The 18,567-nt window shown below is 64.5% G+C and carries 10 protein-coding genes and 2 pseudogenes; 5 read left to right on the forward strand and 7 right to left on the reverse strand.

Going from position 1 to position 18,567, the window contains the following annotated elements; all coding sequences use genetic code 11:
- Positions 1–97: 97 nt before the first annotated feature.
- Complete coding sequence (locus IEW01_RS09995; RefSeq protein WP_188527494.1) at positions 98–2,011, forward strand: sulfotransferase family protein; 1,914 nt, start codon at positions 98–100, stop codon at positions 2,009–2,011.
- Here the strand turns inward: IEW01_RS09995 and IEW01_RS10000 are convergent.
- From IEW01_RS10000 to wecB, 5 genes are all read right to left on the reverse strand, one after another.
- Positions 1,992–6,830 carry an FkbM family methyltransferase gene (locus IEW01_RS10000; protein ID WP_188527495.1) on the reverse strand — a complete coding sequence of 1,613 codons (4,839 nt, stop codon included), beginning with the start codon at positions 6,828–6,830 and terminating at the stop codon, positions 1,992–1,994. The two genes, IEW01_RS09995 and IEW01_RS10000, sit on opposite strands and share 20 nt — an antisense overlap.
- A 2-nt stretch (positions 6,831–6,832) precedes the next feature.
- Positions 6,833–8,095, reverse strand: coding sequence for a hypothetical protein (locus IEW01_RS10005; RefSeq protein WP_188527496.1), 1,263 nt, complete (start codon positions 8,093–8,095; stop codon positions 6,833–6,835).
- A gap of 117 nt (positions 8,096–8,212) precedes the next feature.
- Positions 8,213–10,129: a glycosyltransferase gene (locus IEW01_RS10010; protein WP_188527497.1), complete on the reverse strand. Its 1,917-nt coding sequence runs from the start codon at positions 10,127–10,129 to the stop codon at positions 8,213–8,215.
- A 12-nt stretch (positions 10,130–10,141) separates the two neighbouring features.
- The gene (wecC, locus tag IEW01_RS10015; RefSeq protein ID WP_188527498.1) at positions 10,142–11,416 is read right to left on the reverse strand and encodes a UDP-N-acetyl-D-mannosamine dehydrogenase; all 1,275 of its coding nucleotides are present in this window, start codon (positions 11,414–11,416) and stop codon (positions 10,142–10,144) included.
- A complete protein-coding gene (wecB, locus tag IEW01_RS10020) occupies positions 11,413–12,570 on the reverse strand; it encodes a non-hydrolyzing UDP-N-acetylglucosamine 2-epimerase (RefSeq protein WP_368855195.1) in 1,158 nt (385 codons plus the stop codon). Before wecB ends, wecC begins: the two co-directional genes overlap by 4 nt.
- Positions 12,571–13,088: 518 nt before the next feature.
- On the opposite strand from wecB, the gene IEW01_RS10025 reads away from it, so the two are divergent.
- Positions 13,089–13,697, forward strand: coding sequence for an integrase arm-type DNA-binding domain-containing protein (locus tag IEW01_RS10025; protein ID WP_188527499.1), 609 nt, complete (start codon positions 13,089–13,091; stop codon positions 13,695–13,697).
- On the opposite strand, the pseudogene IEW01_RS10030 reads toward IEW01_RS10025, so the two are convergent.
- Positions 13,687–13,989: pseudogene (locus IEW01_RS10030) on the reverse strand (integrase core domain-containing protein); the annotation flags it as partial. The gene IEW01_RS10025 and the pseudogene IEW01_RS10030 overlap by 11 nt on opposite strands.
- Positions 13,990–14,125: 136 nt before the next feature.
- On the opposite strand from IEW01_RS10030, the gene IEW01_RS10035 reads away from it, so the two are divergent.
- Entirely contained in the window at positions 14,126–15,382 is a 1,257-nt protein-coding gene (locus IEW01_RS10035; protein ID WP_188527500.1) for an IS110 family RNA-guided transposase, read from the forward strand.
- 236 nt (positions 15,383–15,618) lie between these two features.
- Here IEW01_RS10035 and IEW01_RS10040 read toward each other — a convergent pair.
- Positions 15,619–16,427 (reverse strand): annotated as a pseudogene (locus IEW01_RS10040) (IS3 family transposase); the annotation flags it as partial.
- A 138-nt stretch (positions 16,428–16,565) separates the two neighbouring features.
- Between IEW01_RS10040 and tnpB the strand changes: the two are divergent.
- The gene (tnpB, locus tag IEW01_RS10045) at positions 16,566–16,913 is read left to right on the forward strand and encodes an IS66 family insertion sequence element accessory protein TnpB (RefSeq protein WP_188527501.1); all 348 of its coding nucleotides are present in this window, start codon (positions 16,566–16,568) and stop codon (positions 16,911–16,913) included.
- A gap of 59 nt (positions 16,914–16,972) precedes the next feature.
- Entirely contained in the window at positions 16,973–18,478 is a 1,506-nt protein-coding gene (gene tnpC / locus IEW01_RS10050; protein WP_188527502.1) for an IS66 family transposase, read from the forward strand.
- Positions 18,479–18,567 lie beyond the last annotated feature (89 nt).

Here is an 18,567-nt window from a genome sequence, read left to right on the forward strand (position 1 = left end):
ACCGCATAGCGGGTTCACAATCCATATCCACAACTTGCACGAGCGCGTCAATTTCAATTCCCTCGACCGGGATTTCTCCTGTTCGAGATGAATTTACATGGTGCGACCGTTGTTTCTGACCCTGTTCATGGCGCGCAGCGGCTCGAAATTTCTCAGGAGTCTTCTGAACCAGCATCCCGATGCTCACGATTTCGGCGAATTCTTCCATGACCGCGAAAAGCGCTTTCCCACCGATGCGGCCCTGTTCGAGGGGCTTGGCGAGGTGCTGCTGTCGCCATGCCCCGTTCGGGGCATCCAGTTTCGATACCCCCGGCATTTCACCGAAATCCCGGAGTTCGTGCAGATCCTTGACCGCCATCCGGCTTCCGTGCGGGTCTTGTTACTGAAGCGCCGCAACACGTTGAAAGGGGCGATTTCGCAACAGAACGCGGAAGCCTTGAAGCGGGTTACCGGCAAAACGCATCTGTTCCGGGCATCGGACCTGCAGAAGGTTGAGAAACTCAGGCTCGACATTCCCCGTGCGCTCAAGGAATGCCGCGACCGGGAACGGCTCGACAACCAATACCGCGCCTGGGCCTCGGCGCGGTTCGAGGCGCTCGATGTCTACTACGAAGACCTGCTGCGCGACCGGGAGAGCGTCGTCAAAGGGATTTGCAGCTTCCTCGGGCTCAATCCCTTCAAGCCGGGGAGCTTGCGCGAGAGCGAGCTGGTGAAGGTAACCTCGGATGATCTTTCCGAGGCGATCGAGAATTACGATGACCTCGCCCGCGCGCTGAACGCCGAAGGACTCGACCATTTCCTGCTGGCCGATGAGGCGCTTGCGGAATCTCTGGCGGGATCGGTTCCGGCTCTGCCGGTTTCCCCGGCCGCGCAGGTGCACCGGGCGAGCGACCGCTTCGAATACCGCGCAACCGCGCGCTCGGGCATGCAGGTGGAGCTTGTCGCAGAAATTCTGCCGGTGCGGGCACACACCATGTTTCTGGAAGATGTCTTCCATCCCGGCACGGCGCGGCGGATCATCTCGATCCAGGACGATGTGATCCACGAGAGCGCCGACGATGGGCAGAGCTGGGCGCGGCATCCGGTCGCTCGACCGGCGCGGAAGTGGTTCACCACCCGGGCGGGCTGGCATTTGTTGCAGGACCGGAGCGGAACGATCGATCTCTACGATGAGACCTGGACGCTGCTCGAGCGGATCGAAACCGGCGCCCACGCCTGGCACGGCTCGTGGAGCGTCGACCAGGCGGGCGAAACCGGCACGATCATCTGGGCGGAATATCCCTATTGCGCCGAGGCGGTGAAGGTCTGGCGGTCCGTCGACGGGGGCAGAAGCTGGTCGTTCTGCTTCGTCGCCGAGGGCCATGAAACCGATCCGAAACAGGGGGATATACGGCATTTTCACGTGGTCCAGGCGTGCAGCAGCGCGCCGGGGCGGTGGTATCTGTCGTCCGGCGATCACCTTTCCCAGTGCCGGTTCTGGATCTCGCAAGACGATGGCCGCACCTGGCAGGAGGTGCCGTTGCGGAGCGTCACCGGCCCGGGGGCGCGGGATCTGCCGGAGGCCCTTCTTCCGCTCGTCCACCGTTTCACCGCGCTGATCCAGACCGATGACCGCCTCGTCCGGGCGACGGACGAGACCTTTCAACAGCGCGGGGCCCGGGTCTGCGTGATGGACAAGGGCGATCCGGGCAACGTCCGGGTCTTCGAGGGAACATGCGGGGCGAACGAAATCCGGAACCTGATCCGGATCGACGCGCGCCACGCCCTTGCGGTGTCGGAAGCCAAGCTCGACAGGGAGGCCGCAACGATCTCGCTGATCGACCTCGAGGCGGAACGGGTCGAGGTGACGATCCCCATTCCCAATCTTCGTGGCACCAAGAGAAATTTCATGAACGGGATCAGCTCGCGCCGGGCGGACCGGACGGGGCTTTTCTTCGCCCGCTCCGACAACATCGTGCTCTATCCCGCGCCGATGACCACCCGCTGGCGGATCAATCTGGAAACACCATAGCCAGTGGGGCGAACAACGCCAGTTCGGCCGCGATCATCTTGTCGCGGGCGCTCTGCTGGCGCACCCGTCTGGCGGCGGCGCGCGACTTGCGGCGGAAGGTTTCGGGGTTTTTCCAGATCTCCGTTATCGCCCGGGCGAGGCCATCGGCATCGTCGGGCTCGGCGAGGTAGCCGCAGGTTTCATCCACGAACTCCGGGATCGCGGCCACCCGGCTGGTGACCGGAACAAGGCCCGAACTCATCGCCTCGTCGCGCGAGACGCCCTGCGTGTCTGTTCGTGAGGGAACCAGGAAGACCCCGTAATCACGGTGCAGCGCGGCGATCTGCGCCTGGGTCAGGAACCGCTTCTGGCAGGTGACGTTCGGCAAACCGGCCAAGGGCGCGGTGATCTCGTCGAACAGCGGCCCATCGCCGATGATGCGGAACTCCAGATCCTTGAAGAAATCGCGCCGTTGCAGCGCGAGAATGGCCGCGACCGTCAGGTCATTCGCGTAGGTGCGCGATGCGAAAGGCCGGATCGACAGGATCTTGCCGCGATGGCGGGTCGTCTTCCGGCGATAGGCAAACAGGCTGTCGTCGATCGGGTTGTGGATGATCTCATATTGTTCGGGTGGGCAGACGACCTGCAGATCCTCGAAGACCTCATCGGCAAGATACTGCGAGACGAAAACGAAATGCAGGTTTTTCGGCAGCGGCGCGAAGAGGCTGCGCCAGAACGCGAGGCGCGCCTCGCTCGCCGCCCTGGCCTTGGCCAGTTCCTCCTCTGTGGTATGGTTGAACGCGCGTCGCCACCAGGGCTGAACCTCGGCCCCGTGCACCCAGACGGTGACGCGCACGCGCCCGATGTGGTGCGCAAGCACCTCCCACATGGCCGGGCTGAGGAAATGGACCAGAACATGATCGTAGGCGCCCGAGGCAAGCAGGGCGTCGAGTTGCTCGGCCGACCCCGTCATGCAGTCGACGTTCTGGAATTCATGCCAGGTCAGATCCTGATCGGGCCGCAGCCGGTAGATGTCGGGGGTGATGCCCCCGAGGTCGCGATAGGCGCGCACCCGACTGTGGACGAAGCCGTTGCGGTAAAGATCGTCGTAGGACGGGTAATGATTGGTGAGCAGCAGCACCCGTGAGCGCGAGAGGATCGGGCGCGGGGGCGGGCGATGATGGCCGAGAACAAGGCCCTGCAGGCGGCACCGCCCGCTGCCGCGCAGGCGGACGCCGAGGCGGACGAACCGCGTTTCCTCTGGCGGGTCCAGCACCGCATTGCGATTGCCGACCAGCATCTGGTGGCCCAGTTTCGTCTCCTGCGCGTCATGCCAGACGACAACGAACATTGTATGAAGCCCCGGGCCGACCATGGGAAAGATCCGTTGCGCTCCCTCCGGTCCGCGCAGGTCCGAGAGCGGGCGGAGCCCTTGTTCGTAGATGTAGACATGCTCCTCGTCGTCGAGTCCGCTCACGATATCCAGCGCGCCGACAGCATCGGTGGACCAGCTGATCTTGCCCGCTTGCGGCAGCGTCATGTTCGCAGCCAGGTCTGCCCCCGTCAGCCGTGGCGCGTCTGGTTCAGGTTCTTCCGTCGGCCTGATCGCGTCGGCGAAAGCGGCGAGGTCCGGCTCGGCAATGCCAAGGTCCAGATCCTGCGGATCATCCACCGCGGCGGCTACGCCGCCGGCGTCGGCCGCTTCCCGTGCCCCGTCTTCGCAATAGCCGAAGGGGTCGAGCGCCAGCAGCCCCTCCCCCTCGGCCGATGCGCGAGGCAGGTTGTCGAGCCACTCTGTGAGCCGGTCTTGCGGTGCCCAGTCGCTCCGGATCAGAGACCGGCGCAGCGCGAGCGCGCAGACCGGCACATAGGCCGGGCCATCGACGCGCGTAACTGCGCCATCTTCGCCCAGCCGGTGATAGCCGGCTTTGCCCAGAACCGGCGCGTGGCTGTAGCGCGCGGCAAGGATGAGGTCGGTCAGGTATTCGGGGCCGTAGTAGTCCGCCGATACGAAGCCCGCGAGCCAGTCGCCCGGGGCGGCAAGGTCGGCGAGGCGCATCCCCGCCGCAGCCTCGGGCGCGATCCGCCGCAGCGAAACGCCCGGCTCGGTCTCCGGCAGCGGGATATCGTCGGGGATCACGAGCACCCCGTCGAGGCCTGCGAAGCTCTGGCGGGCGATCTGCGCGAGAAGCGTTTCCGCCTCGGCGTGGCTATCGGCCCGGGCCAGCACGGTGACCCGGGGCAGGGCGGCGGGATCGCGGGTGTCGAGCCCGGCAAAGCGGGCAATGCGCGCAAGCCGGTGGCCATAGGTATGTTGCGACATCACCTTGCGCAGACCGATCAGCCGCAGCCGCTCCCCGAGGCCGGTTTCGTCCTGTTTGCGGATGCGGCGAAGGGCTTCCGCGCCGCTGTCGGTCGCGATCACCAGATCGCCGAACATCCGCCGCAGACCGGCGGCGTAATTGCTCACCACCCGGGTATTGCATGCCAACAGCTCGTAGACCCGGCGGGCGAACATGCTTTGCGAATGCTTCACCGAATTCAGGTTGATCCCGAGCGCATAGCCCTTGTAGGCCCGGTCGATCTGCGAGGGCGGCAGGCTGCCGACGATGTGGTGCCGGTAGGCTTGCGGAAACATGTAGTCGGGATGATCCTTGCCGTGGTTGCGGTCGAAGATCTCGAAAGGCCGGTGCCCGGTCAGGCTGGAGAGGAACTCGTCGAGGTCGCGGGTGCGGTCGGGGTAGCGGGTGTAATAGGCGCCGGCAAAGCAGAAGGCATCCTTGCGCGGTTCGCTTTCGATTGGGTTGTGGATCTCGGGCTGGCAGGCGAAGGGCAGCAGGTGCACCCGGTCATGCCCCAGCGCGGCCTTGTAGCGCGCGATGCAGTCGACATCGGTGGTGAAGACGTGATCGAATTTCTGCGCGGTGGTCAGGAAGGTTTCGAAATGAACCGGGTCTTCCTTGTTCCAGAAAGCGGTTGGAACACCATGTTGCGCGCACCATGACAGGATGCCCTGAACCTCGGAACTGAGCTGGCCGACCTTCGGCCCCCATGCCTCGTCAAGCCCCCGCCAGGCGGATTCGACGAGCAGGATCTGCGGGCGAAACGCCTCGAGTTCCTGCGCCCAGCCGGTTACCGAAAGCTGTTGCAGGTCACATTCCGGGGCGTAACCGAGCGCGGTGAACTCATCCATGATGACGGCGGCCCGCAAAGGGCTGCGCACCACGTTCGCCGCGCGCGCCCGAAGCTCCGCGCCGTCGATGCCGCTGCGGGCAAGCTGCAGCAGGCGCACCTCGCGCGAAGACAGGTTCAGTCCCTCGACGACCGGCGCGAGGATCTCGAGCGCCGCCGCGCCCGCGCCGCTTTCGATCAGCTTGAAGCCGAGCCGTCGGGCGCTGAGGGCGTCGGGCGCGAAGGCGTGCACCGTGGCCAGCAAGGCAAGCGCCTGATCCGGCTGCGTGTCGTCCAGTTCGTCGGCCAGTTCGAGCCAGCGCCGCGCCACGTGATCCGGCTCCACGGCCAGGGCCTGCAACCACGCCGCCATCACTCGGGGCGTTTGGCCGCTCTCCAATGGGGAAGCGGGCGCCCTTGCCGGGATGGCCCAGTGCGCGCGCAAACGCCGCGCCAGGTCTTCGACATCGTCCTGCAGCGATCGGGCTTCGCGCTCCGCCGCATCGGCGCGGCGGGTTTCGGCGTCGCGCAAGGCCTGGGTTTCGGTCAGGCTGCGGGTGGCACTTGTCGCCCTCCATTCGGCCTCGTCCAGCGCGGCAAGAAGCCCTGCATTTGCGGCGCGGAACTCCGAGAGCTCGGCCGCCCACGCCGCGCGCTCGGAATCCCGTTCCGAGCGCGCTTCTCGCAACTGCGCCGTCACGGTGCGATACTTGGTGCGGGCTGCCTCCAATTCCTCGCCAAGCGCGGCGGTTTCGCCTGTGAGCGCGGCTACCCTGGCCTTTTCCCCCTCCAGATCGGCGACTGCCTGTCGCAATCGCGCGCTGTCCCTGCGGGATTTCGCCCGGGCCTCCTTCAATTCCTCGCCGGTATCCTCCAGCTTCGCCCGGAGCTGCCGAAGCTTCTCCGACTGGCGGATTGCCTTGCGCGCATCCTCTGCCCGCAGTCGGGCCTGCGCTTCGGGCGGGGCGGTCTCCGCCGGCAGGAAAAGATGCGTCGGGGTTGCGTTGAACGTGTTCCAGAACACGTAATCATGGCGGCGGAGAAGCTCCGCAACAGCCTGAAAGCTCTCTTCCGTGGCGCTTTCGACGTAGATGATGGGGCGGTTCCCCGAGATCAGCTTTTGCGCGCCTTCGAGAACCGCAAGCTCCATGCCCTCGACGTCGATTTTCATCATGTGGATGCCGTCGCCCGGCGCGGCCTCGTCGAGCGTGACAACGGGTATCTCGCCCTGTCCAAGCGTCAGGGCCTGCGCGCCGAGATTGTCGGGCCGGAGCGATGTGAATGCGGCGCTTTGCGCCTTGGCCCCCACCCCCACGGCGTGAACCCTGATCCCGTCCGCAACGCCGTTGATCCGCGCACTCTGTTCAAGGGCCTCGGCGAGGTGGGTGTTGGGCTCGAACGCGAGCACGCGGCAGCGGCACACGGCCGCGAGGTAGAGGGCGTGATTGCCGACGTTCGCGCCAACGTCGATGACCAGATCGCCCGGCGATACCCGCTCGGCCATGTCGCGCAGCATCTCGAGTTCGTAGGGCACACCGGTTTCGAACAGCTTTTTCTGGATGTAATCGGTGGCGTGATCCGGCACCGCGATCTGGTAGGTCGTGCCGCCGTCCGACAAGGTGGCGACGGCGATATCCGCGGTCTCGATGCTGCGGAGCCAGGTGTCCATCGTCAGCCCCCGCGTTGTCTGGTCAGGAGCCGTTTCAGGCGGCGAAGCGGCCGGGTGATGCGCCATGACCTGCTGTCATGCAGGGCGCGGATCTTCGCCTTGTGGCGCGTGCGGTCGGCGGCCTTTTGCGCTCGCAGGTCCTTGAGCTTCACGTCGGCGGATGCGCGCGCGGTTTTGGCGGCCGTGAGCGCGCCGCGCAGTTTCACGGCGTCTTCCTCGAGCCGGGCAACTTCGCCGGTCAACCTGTTGCGTTCGCTTTTCAGCGCTGCGTTTTCGTGGCGAAGCGCGACAACACGCGCGGTTTCGGCGCTGCTCGTCGTCTCGAGCTCGGCCAGGCGGCGGTTTGCCTCCGTCATGGCCTCCTGCAACGCCTCGCTTTCGGCCTTCAAAGCCGAGGCTTCGGCCCTCGATTGCTGAATGTCGGCCGAAAGCCGTTGCCGATCCGCGTCCCGCTCGCGCAGTTCGCGCGCCAGCCCTTCGCGCCGCAGCGCATCAACCAGACCTTCCCCGAGCCGGCTGAACACCTGCCGGGCGATGATCTGCGTGGATGCGTCGCCGATTTCGGGGACGAGGCTGGTCAGGCGGTCGGGCTGGTCGCGCCCCGCAAGGATGACGTCGAGCTGGCCGCGCCCGGCCGACATCGGCCCGGATATAGATGGCCGGCCCGGCGGCGTGATCCGGCTTCGCCGCAAAGCGCCGTGGCGGGTGACACGCTCGGGCTGACAGACGAGAATGACCGCGCGCTCCGAGAGCGATGGCAGCCACTCTTCGGTCAGCGTGGCAACCTGGTCTTCCGGTATCGGCGCGTTCAGCACGAGCAGGTCCAGATTGCCGGAGACGAGCGCGCCGGCCTCGGAGGGCTCGTTGCGGGCCAGCACCGAAAAATCGGCATAGTGCGCATCGTGATCGCGCTGAAATCGTTCGGGAAGCAAAGGCGCCTCGTCCGCCCCCGCAAGGCCGATCATCGAACCGCGCGCCCCCAATCGCTCGATGGATTGGCACAGCGTCATGTAGACGAGCCCATCCCCTAGGCCGACCTGGACGACGGAGTCCGGTTGCAGCGTTTCCATCAGCCAGAACAGGTAGGGCACCTGCGCCAGCATCGGCGAGTCGACCACGCAGCGCGGACGCCAGAAAATCGCCGGACTGGAGAAGGGGAGATAAGGTTCCTGCCCGACGGGAACCGGGGCGTGCCCTGGCCCGAAGGCGATCTCCGCGCCCGCCGCCGGCTTTGCGGTGCTTTCCTGCATGTTCCGGATGTTCATCGTTCTGCCCCCGCTTGAAAATGCCGTGCCGGAAACCCGACCGCGCTCGTCGGCCGGCCGTTCCTTCCCGAACGCTTTCTGCCCGCCTTGGGAGGAATGGCGCCGCTCGGATGATCGTCACACGATGAAGTCATGAAAATCCTTCCGCCCCCCGATGAGCTTTCCGCTTTGCTTGTATTGGTCGTCGTCCACCCGCCAGGTGTGGTGCGCCAGGTCCGCCGCGCGGTATTGGATGAAGTTGAAATGATCGGCGGAATAGACCGTGCCGCCGGCGGCCTTCGTGCGCTTGATCAGGTCGGTGTCTTCGCCCTGCGACCGATCCGCGAAAGGCAGCTTTTCCAGCCACGATTTCCGGCAGACGAAGGTCGCCCCGGCGATGAAGGGCGCCGGGTGCACGTGCTCGTGGCCGGGGTTGCGCAGCAGCAGCGTGTCGGAGCCTTCCAGCCAGACCGGAAACGTCCACTTCCCGGCAAGATCCGCGCCCGAGAAGTCGAAGGTCAGGATCATGTCCTGCAGGTAGTTCGGGAAATACCAGTCGTCATCGTCGAACTTGGCGACGAATTCGCCTTGCGCGGCTTCGACGGCGGCGTTGAGCTTCGACCCAAGCGAGACGTTTTCGGAAAACCTGAGCACGGTCACGTTCTCGATGTTCGGCGCCGCCGAAATGCGCCGGACGAGTTCGGCGATCCTGTCGTCCGGCCAGCTTTCGCGCAGCGCAAAAACCACCTCAATGCGCGGATAGGTCTGGCGCGCGATGTTTTCGACGATGCGGTCGAGAAACGTCCAGCGCTTCGTCGACGTCACGATCGTTGCCAACGGCCGGCGCAGGTCGGTTGACTGGCCCAAGGCGATCTCGCGGATCAACGCGCCGCGATGGGCGTATTGATGGTGAAGCGCAACCTCGCGGATACCTTTCTGGCTGGTCTTCCACCAATGGCGCTCGTTCTCGAGCAATCGGCCCACTTCGCGCCGGGCCTCCTGCGCGGTCGTCGCGGTGGCCACGATACCGGGGAAATACCGCTCCAGCGCCTTCGACGGCGCCGACACGACAGGGGTGCCGCTCGCCAGCAACTCGTACACCCGGCGCGCCATCATCGTCGGCGAAGTGACGATGGTGTTGACGTTCAGGAACACCTTGAAACGCCGGTAGAGCTGCGTCATCTCGGCGAAATCCACCGCCGGGCGGATGAAGGGCCGGAACCGCTCGGGAAACTGGTAGCGCGGGCTTTGCTGCGCCGACATGCGATCGTAGATCGTGCCGTCGAAATCGACGATCGGCTCGAGCATGAACTCCATCTGCCGCGCGCGTTCCTCGTGCCCCTCGGAATAATACGACCCGGCGAAGCACAGGCTGCCCTGCGGCTTGCGCACCCGGTTGACCGGATTGGTCAACGCCATGTTGGCGGCGAAGGGCAGGGCCGTTACGCTCAGCGCATTGGTCCGGGCCCGGTATTCCGCCACCATGTCTTCATCGGTGGTGAAGATGTGATCGGCGTATTGCATCACCGGCAGGAATTTCTCGAAGTGAAGCGGGTCTTCCTTGTTGATCATCACGATGGGCGCGTCGGCGGATCGGCGCAGGTATTCGAGCAGCCGCAGCAGCGCCTGTGCGTTCGCGTGTTTCAGGCCCGGCGAGGTGCAGGCATAGCGCCAGTCGCTCGCGTGGCCGCTCCAGATGCTTTCGATCAGCACGAAATCGAAATCCGCCCTTGTGGCCTGCTGCAGCGCGGCCTCGCGCTCGAAGCGGGTGGTGGCGAACGCGCCCGACCAGTTCAGATCGCTGATCGGATCGAGAATGGTCATGCAGCTTGGCGGCTGCCGCCGGATCGTGCCGTGGCGCGCCCAGTCGCTCGGGTCCGGCCGCGCCGTTCCTGTCTGCGCCGCGATCTGCGCCTTCAGGCGGATCCGGGGCATTGCCTTTGGCTCGGCGGCGAGCTCCGCAAGCAAGGTCTCGGCCGAGGCCGCCCGCCCGGATTTCAGGAGGAAATGAGCGGCGGTCGTGAGCGCGTGGGCGGTCTGGGTATCCTTCGGCAAGCTGCCACCCCCTCAGCTCGAATGGCCGGCCCAGACGCCGCGCGTGTCGATCAGCCGGGCGGCTTGCGGGACCGGCATTGCCTTGAAGTCGTCGTGGTCGACGAGGAGGACGATGATGTCGCTCTCGTTCACCGCTTCCGATGGGCGCGCGAGGCGGGCCCTGGTGGCGAGGACGGGCGGCAACTCCTCGATGAAGGGCTCCACGATGTCGACCTGGCCGGGGTAGGCCTCGGCGAGGCGGGTGGCGATTTCCAGCGCGGGGCTTTCGCGCAGATCGTCGATATTGGCCTTGAAGGCGAGGCCGAAGCAGGTGATGCGCGGCAGCGCGCCGGTTTTCGCCACATGTTCGTCGGCCGCCTTTCGCGCCTTCGCGATGACCCAGTCGGGCTTGGCGTCGTTGATCTCGCGCGCCGCGCGGATCAGGCGCGCGTCTTCCGGCGCCTCGCTCACGATGAACCAGGGATCGACGGCGATGCAGTGCCCGCCCACGCCCGGACCGGGTTGGAGGATGTTCACCCGCGGGTGGCGGTTGGCGAGCTGGACCAGTTCCCAGACGTTGACGCCAAGCTTGTCGCAGATCAGCGACAATTCGTTGGCGAAGGCGATATTCACGTCGCGGAAGCTGTTTTCGGCGAGCTTGGCCAGTTCGGCGGTGCGGCAGTCGGTTTCGATGCAGGCGCCCTCGACGGCAAGGCGGTAGAGCTTGGCTGCGCGGTCGGCGCAGGCTTCCGTCATCCCGCCGATGACGCGATCGTTGCTGACGAGCTCGCTGAGCGCGTGGCCGGGCAGGATGCGTTCGGGGCAATGGGCGATGCGGATGTCGGAGGCTTCGCCATGGGCCTGGGGAAAGGTGAGGTCGGGGCGGTCTTCAGCCAGCCAGCCCGCCATCCGCTCGGTGGCGCCCACCGGGCTGGTGGATTCGAGGATGACGAGATCGCCGGGCTTGAGCACGGGCGCGATCGAATGGGCCGCGGATTCGATGAAGGAAAGATCGGGCACGAGGCCGTCATCACCGGCAAGGAACGGGGTCGGCACCGCGATGAGAAAGGCGTCGGCGGGTTCGGGCACGGTGGTTGCGCGCAGGCTACCCGCCTCCACGGTGCGGCGCACCGCGTCGTCCAGCCCGGGCTCGACGATGTGGGTCTCGCCTCGGTTGATCGTCTCGACGGTGACCGGGTCGATATCGAGGCCCACCACCTTGATCCCGCGCAGGGCGAAAATCACGGCCGTCGGCAGCCCGATATAGCCAAGGCCGACCATGCAGACCTTGTCAAAGCCCGCCGTCATGCAGCCGCCATCGAATTCGCGAGCGTATCGAGGATGCGCTGCGTCGCCCGTCCGTCGCCGTATGGATTGTGGGCGCAGCTCATTTCGTCATAAGCCGCCCGGTCGCTGAGCAGCCGCAGGGCTTCGTTCACGATCAGCGCGGTATCCGTGCCGACGAGCCGGACGGTGCCCACCTCGACCGCTTCCGGCCGTTCGGTGGTATCGCGCATCAACAGCACAGGCTTGCCGAGCGCCGGCGCTTCCTCCTGGATCCCGCCCGAGTCGGTGATGATGATGTGCGACCGGTTCATCAGCCAGACGAAGGGCAGGTAATCCAAAGGCTCGATCAGGTGGATGTTCCCGGCGCCCCCGAGGATGCGCTGCACCGGTTCGCGGACATTGGGGTTGAGATGCATCGGGTAGACGATATCGACATCGGGGCGCCGCTCCGCGATCTGGCGCAGCGCCTGGCAGATGCGCTCGAACCCGCCACCGAAGCTTTCGCGGCGATGCCCGGTGACGAGCACCACGCGCCGCCCGGGCGCGAGAAAGCCGAATTGCCCGGCCAGCGCCCGCTCGGTGGCCGGGTCGGACCGGATCAGGTCGAGCACCTTGAACAGGGCGTCGATCACCGTGTTGCCGGTCACCGTGATGCGCTCTTCGGGAATGTTTTCGCGCAGAAGGCTGGCGCGGGAGGACGCCGTCGGCGCGAAGTGCAGCGCGGCCAGCGACCCGGCGACCCGCCGGTTGCCTTCCTCGGGCCAGGGAGAATGGATATTGCCGGTTCTGAGCCCGGCCTCCACGTGGCCAACCGGAATACGTGCGTAGAACGCCGCGAGGGTGGCGGCGAGCGTCGTCGCCGTGTCGCCATGCACGAGCACGAAATCGGGGCGGGACCTGGCCAGAACCTCGCGTAACCCGAGCAGGATATCGGAGGTCAGGCCGTAAAGATCCTGCCCCGGCCGCATCACGTCGAGATCGTAATCGGGGGTGATCCCGAACAGGCCGGTGACCTGGTCCAGCATCTCACGGTGTTGCGCCGTGACGCAGACCTGGTCGTCGAACCGCGGATCCGCGGCAAGCCCGGTGACGACGGGCGCCATCTTGATGGCTTCGGGCCGGGTCCCGAAAACGATCAGAACGCGCATCTTCGGGGTGATCTTCAACAGCTGCATACCGACGTGCTCCCCGCAAATCCATCTCGACCGCCGCGTGCGCCTCGATCTTCGAACCGGGAACAACCTTAACGCGATCAACAATGACCAACTGCTACTATGAAACGAGTTACATGGGAAGTACTTGGTGCCGGGGCACGCGAAAAAAGCGGGCCTGACGTGCGGCTCGGCTCGGAAAACAGGTCTTGAAGATGTCGAAACTCGGCTCGCCCGGCTTTTCAAGATGGTCAGGGGGCACCTGCCGCGACGTGATGCCACCCCGGCGCACCTGCTGTGCCGGTGTCCGGCAACAGAAGCCGGATTCGTCAGTTTCGCTCTTGAGATCTGGACTTGCCCGGAGGGTCAAAGGGCAAGTGGCGGAGGGGATGGGAGCAATACCAGCCTTGCCACCCTTCCGTAGATTTTGCCTATTTAACTGATATTATTGATATAATACATCATCCGGTATCATTGACTTGCAGCCAGCCTCAGTAAATGGCACACAAAAAGTGTCTCTAACTGTATCCACGATTCCGCCGATGCCCAAATCACTCTCAACTGATTTATCTATCCGCAAGTGGAGAGCTGCGGGCCCAGGTGAAGCTCGCAGCACAGGTGGGCGTGATGGCCTGTATGTTCGTGGTTGGCCCAGTGGCGCCAAGGCATTCTATTTTCGGACCGGAACGTGGTTGAAAATTGGCGACTACCCCGATGTGAGCCTGGCGACCGCCCGGGAACTGGCTGTCGTTGCGAAGCGCCTCAAGAAAGAGGGGTTTCCGAACTCTGCCTTGAAGCGCGGATTCGAAAACTGCCGAACCGGCGTGGAGCTGGAGGGGATTGTCCGAGGCGAGCTCTTGGCTGGTCTCAGCCATGACAGGACATCAGCCGTTCCCACCTACTCACAGATGTGGGAACTCTGGTTCGCGGACGTGGAACCTACGCTTCAGGTAGGTCCCAGTCGACGCCGGCCACGCGCGATCCACGAACACCACATCGCACCGACGCTGGGCGAGCGCCCGATCAACCAGATCCGCAGGCGAGAGATCTTCGACCTACTGCTGCCTCTGTTCCGCGAGAAACCCACGACAGCTGGACACGCGCTTGGCCATATTGACATGCTCCCCCGAGAGTCCGCGTTTATTGGTTAGCTCTGTTCAGGGTTTGGTCCTCTCTTGACCGTTGATGATACTCCCATGGGGTGAGCCCGTCGAGGCTCGAGTGGGGGCGGTGATGGTTGTAGTCGTCGCGCCATGCCGCGATCAAATGGCGGGCGTGGCGCAGGTTGGCAAAGAGATGCTCGTTCAGGCACTCGTCCCTCAGGCGGCCATTGAAGCTTTCCACGAACCCGTTCTGCATCGGTTTGCCCGGCGCGATGTAGTGCCATTCGACGCCGCGCTCTTGCTGCCATTTCAGGATCGCATTCGAGGTCAGCTCCGTCCCATAGCACGTCGGGAACAGGCGCTGCCGACAGGTTATGGCCGCGCGCGCAGCCTCCACATTGCGCAGCGGGTGGCCATAACCGGGTCTCAGGTCTCAACAGTGGTTTTGCTGAACCACACCGCTGAGGAGACCGGCTATGACCGTCCACCATACTACCGCCGCGACCGTTCTGGTCGCCATCGACATTTCCAAGCACCGCCACGAGGTACTGATCGCTGTTCCGGGGAAGAAGCGCCGCCGTCGTTTGACGGTTATGAATACCCTGGAGGACTTCCAGCGCCTCTCCACGGCCCTTGCCAGCTACGACCTGCCGGTTCGGATCGGGTTTGAGGCGACCGGCAATTATCACAGGCCCCTCGCGCATCATCTCGGACAGCTCGGGTTCGAGTTGAAGCTGGTGTCGTCCGTCGGATTGGCCCGGACGCGCGAGGCGCTGCACAACAGCTGGGACAAGAATGACCCGAAGGATGCTCAGGTCATCCTGCACATGCTGGAGATCGGCGCGGTGCAGTTCTTCCATGACCCGCTGGCGTCCGGCACCGCCGACATCCAGGAGCTGTCGAAGACCCACGAGATCGTCTCGCGGTCGAAGACCGAGCTGTGGCACCGCATCCTGACGCATTACCTGCCGCTCTACTTCCCAGAGGCCGAACGGTTTCATCGCAGCTCGCGAACCGACTGGTTCCTGGCGTTCCTTGAGAAGTATCCAACGCCGATGATGATCACGACCATGGGCCGGGACGCCTTCATCGCTGATGCCTGGCAGGTGGTTGGCAAGAAGGTCTCCAAAGAGCGCCTGCTTTCAGATATTTACGCCACTGCCGTCGACTCTGTCGGACTACCGGTGGATCCGGATTCCGACGCTGTCCGCATGTTTCGTCTCGTTCTCGCCGAAGGGCGGAGCCTTGTCCGCCAGCGCAACGAGATTGAGGCCCGGGCGGTCGAGTTGCTCTCCGATCTGCCTGACTACCAGTTGCTGACAACCATTCCCGGCATCGGTCCAATCAACGCCATGACCATCCTGGCCGAAGCAGGCGACCTGCGTCGGTTCCGACATCACCGGCAGTTCCTGAAGTTCTGCGGCATGGACCTTGCCACGGTTCAGTCCGGCATGTTCCGCGGCCAGAGCCGCATCTCGAAGTACGGCAATGCCCGCCTGCGTCGTACGCTCTGGATGGCCGGCCAGACAGCCGTTCTCAAGCGGACCAACAGCTTCCGCGACAAATTCGAACGATACATCTCGAAGGATCGACATAACGCCCATCTGCGCCGCAAGGCTTACACCGCTATCGCGGCAAAGATGGCGCGCACAGTACACGCCGTGGTCAAAAACGGCGAACCCTATCGCCCCTTCTTTGAGGGGGTGAGCCCAGGCGGAAGGACCTCTCTCTGACATGAGCCGTGGAGGCAGGCATCTGACCTCGTAGATAATGTTCGGGCCTTCTGCTTGGGATTTGGGATCTCGTATTAAGGACGGTGAGGGCCGCCGCTGCGCGTACCCTGTGTTTGCTATGGAAGAGATCATTTCTTGACGGCAGAGCCCGTCTGGGCAACCTTATCACGGTATCCGGACAGCCGGATGCCACACGACCTGCTGACCTAAGCAGCCAGATGTTCCCGACATAGGACGTTGTCTGACACCACCATGCAAGGATAGCCCCGCATCTCCGCAATCCGGTCCAGCTCCCTGGCGACACGGATGCCCGACAGAGACGTGTCGACCACCGAGGCCAGGCATTCCCGGCTGAAGTCGTCGATCACGTTCAGGATACGGAACCTGCGCCCCTCAGAGAGCGTGTCGGACACGAAGTCGAGCGACCAGCGCTGGTTCGGACCTTGCGGGATCGCCATCGGTGCCCTGGTGCCAACAGCGCGTTTGCGCCCGCCTCGTTTACGCACTGTTAACCCTTCCTCCTTGTAGAGCCGGTAGAGCTTCCTCCAGTTCACTTCCCAGCCCTCCCGCTTCAGCAGGATGTGGAGCCGCCGATAGCCGAACCGTCGCCGTTCGGCAGACAGCTCGCGGAGCCGCCGGCGCAGCGTCGTATCCTCCGACCGCTTCGGTTGCCGCCGGTAGACACGCGGATCGATCCCGGCCAGCGCACAGGCACGGCGCTGCGAATAGCTCTTCTCTTTCATGGCCCAGTCCACGGCGCGTCGCCTCGAACCGGGCCTCAGAAGTTTTTTCCCAACATCTCCTTGAGAGTGGCCACGTCGAGCATCTGCTCGGCCAGCATCTTCTTCAGCTTGGCGTTCTCCGCCTCCAACGCCTTCAGACGCCGTGCGTCAGACAATTCCATGCCGCCGTACTTCGATCGCCACTTGTAGAACGTCGCGTCGCTGATCCCGTGCTTGCGGCACAGCTCCTTCGCACCGAGCCCAGCCTGATGCTCCTTCAAGATGCCAATGATCTGCTCTTCGCTGAAACGGCTTCTCTTCATCGTCTGTCTCCTCAGTTGGAGAACAGGCTAACCTCAAACCGAGGACCTTTCACGGGAGCAGGTCAGTGGTCATAAGCTGCGGATCAGCGGGGCCTACGACCCCGATGCGCTGGTCCGGCTGATCTGGGGCCTGTCAGGATGATCCCCGTCCCGGCAAACACGCGGGTTTGGCTGGCGGCCGGGGTGACCGACATGCGGCGCGGGTTCACCACGCTCGCGGCCCAGGCTGAGACGGTGCTGAAGCAGGACCCGTTCGCGGGGCACATGTTCGTCTTCCGCGGTCGGCGCGGTGATCTGATCAAGATCATCTGGTGGGACGGTCAGGGCGCATGCCTGTTCTCGAAGCGCCTGGAGAGGGGGCGGTTCGTGTGGCCGTCGGCGACGGAGGGCAAGATCGCCGTGACGCCAGCGCAGCTGGCGATGCTGCTGGAGGGGATCGACTGGCGTCTGCCGCAGCGTAGCTGGCCGCCGCTCAAGGCAGGATAAACCGAGTGCGACAGCATGTTCGGGATTCCCGTTTCATCCTTGTTTTGCTATGATTAGCCATGCTGGATGTGGCCAAATCCCTGCCAGAAGACCCCGAGGAGCTGCGGCGGTTCACGGCGCTTCTGCTCGCCGAAGTGAAGTCGCAGGCGATGTTGATAGAGAAGCTGCGTCATCAGCTGGCCGGTCACCGAAGCCATCGCTTTGGCACCTCGTCGGAGACGATCGAACAGCTTCAGCTGGCACTCGAGGCGAGCGAGGTCGCCGTCGCGAAGATGACCGCGAAGCTGCGGCTTCCGGACGAGGAGAAGAACAAGCCGAAGCGTCGTCCCATCCCCGATCACATCCCGCGCCAAGAGATCGAACTGACCACCGGCGACGAGGACTGTGCCCATTGCGGCGGAACCCTTCGCCGCCTCGGCGAGGACGTGACCGAAGAGCTGGAGTATGTTCCGGGCTGGTTCATCGTAAACCGGATCGTCCGTCCCCGCATGGCCTGTTCCGGTTGCGAAGCCTTCACCCAGGCCGCTTTGCCATCGCGACCGATCGAGCGCGGTCGCCCCGGTCCTGGTCTGCTGGCCCATGTCCTGGTCTCCAAATACGCCGACCATCTGCCGCTCTATCGCCAGAGCCAGATCTTCGAGCGCGAGGGGCTTGACCTCGACCGCTCGACGCTGGCGGACTGGGTCGGCAAGTCCACCGCACTGCTGGAACCGCTCGCCGATGCCATCGGACGGCATGTGCTGGCCGGACAGGCGATCTTCGCGGACGACACCCCGGTGAAGATGCTGGCGCCCGGCACCGGCAAGACGGCGACAGCGCGTCTCTGGGCCTATGGTCGGGACGAGCGGCCTTGGAATGGCGATGCTCCACCCGCCAGCTGGTATTGCTTCTCGCCCGACCGGAAGGGACAGCATCCGAAGGATCATCTGGCAAGCTATCAAGGCTGGATGCACGCCGATGGCTACGCCGGGTTCGAGGACATCTACCGGTCCAGCGACATCCACGAGGTCGCCTGCATGGCCCATATCCGGCGCAAGTTCGTCGACGTCCACAGGGCCCAGGGATCGGCGATCGCCGACGAGGCCATCCGGCGCATCGCGCTGCTCTATGCCATCGAGAAGGAGGCGCGGGGATCGCCGCCGGACCGGCGTGTCGAGATCCGCCAAGCAAGAGCTGCGCCGATCTTCGATGGGTTGGAAAGTTGGCTTCACGACCAACTGCCGACGATCTCCGGCAAGTCGCCGCTGGCCATGGCGATCCGATACGGACTGACGCGAATGAAGCGGCTTCAGCCCTATCTTGATCACGGCTTCCTCGAACTGGACAACAACACAGCCGAGCGCGCCATGCGATCGGTGGCCATCGGACGCAAGAACTACCTGTTCGTCGGCTCACAGACCGGCGGCCGCGCCGCCGCCATCGTATACACCCTGATCGAAACGGCCAAGCTGAATGGTGTGGACCCGCAAGGATGGCTCGCCGATACGCTGGCCTGCATCCCCGACTACAAAATCACCCGCGTGGATGATCTCCTGCCGTGGAACTGGTCAAAATACGCGGCCTAACCGGACGCTTACGCCTCTTCGGATGCCCGCTTCGCTGGTTCGGCGTGATTGCGTGCCCGGTAACCCGGGCGCGGCCCGCGACGTGTTCC

Origin of the sequence: Sinisalibacter lacisalsi (assembly GCF_014640115.1) — a bacterium.
GTDB classification, from domain to species: domain Bacteria; phylum Pseudomonadota; class Alphaproteobacteria; order Rhodobacterales; family Rhodobacteraceae; genus Sinisalibacter; species Sinisalibacter lacisalsi.

Coding starts and splice junctions, on each gene's coding strand:
- IEW01_RS10035 (WP_188527500.1), top strand. CDS start 14,126: ATGACCGTCCACCATACTACCGCCGCGACCGTTCTGGTCGCCATCGAC.
- tnpB (WP_188527501.1), top strand. CDS start 16,566: ATGATCCCCGTCCCGGCAAACACGCGGGTTTGGCTGGCGGCCGGGGTG.
- wecC (WP_188527498.1), bottom strand. CDS start 11,416: ATGACGGCGGGCTTTGACAAGGTCTGCATGGTCGGCCTTGGCTATATC.
- IEW01_RS09995 (WP_188527494.1), top strand. CDS start 98: ATGGTGCGACCGTTGTTTCTGACCCTGTTCATGGCGCGCAGCGGCTCG.
- IEW01_RS10025 (WP_188527499.1), top strand. CDS start 13,089: ATGCCCAAATCACTCTCAACTGATTTATCTATCCGCAAGTGGAGAGCT.
- wecB (WP_368855195.1), bottom strand. CDS start 12,570: ATGCAGCTGTTGAAGATCACCCCGAAGATGCGCGTTCTGATCGTTTTC.
- tnpC (WP_188527502.1), top strand. CDS start 16,973: ATGCTGGATGTGGCCAAATCCCTGCCAGAAGACCCCGAGGAGCTGCGG.
- IEW01_RS10000 (WP_188527495.1), bottom strand. CDS start 6,830: ATGGACACCTGGCTCCGCAGCATCGAGACCGCGGATATCGCCGTCGCC.
- IEW01_RS10005 (WP_188527496.1), bottom strand. CDS start 8,095: ATGAACATCCGGAACATGCAGGAAAGCACCGCAAAGCCGGCGGCGGGC.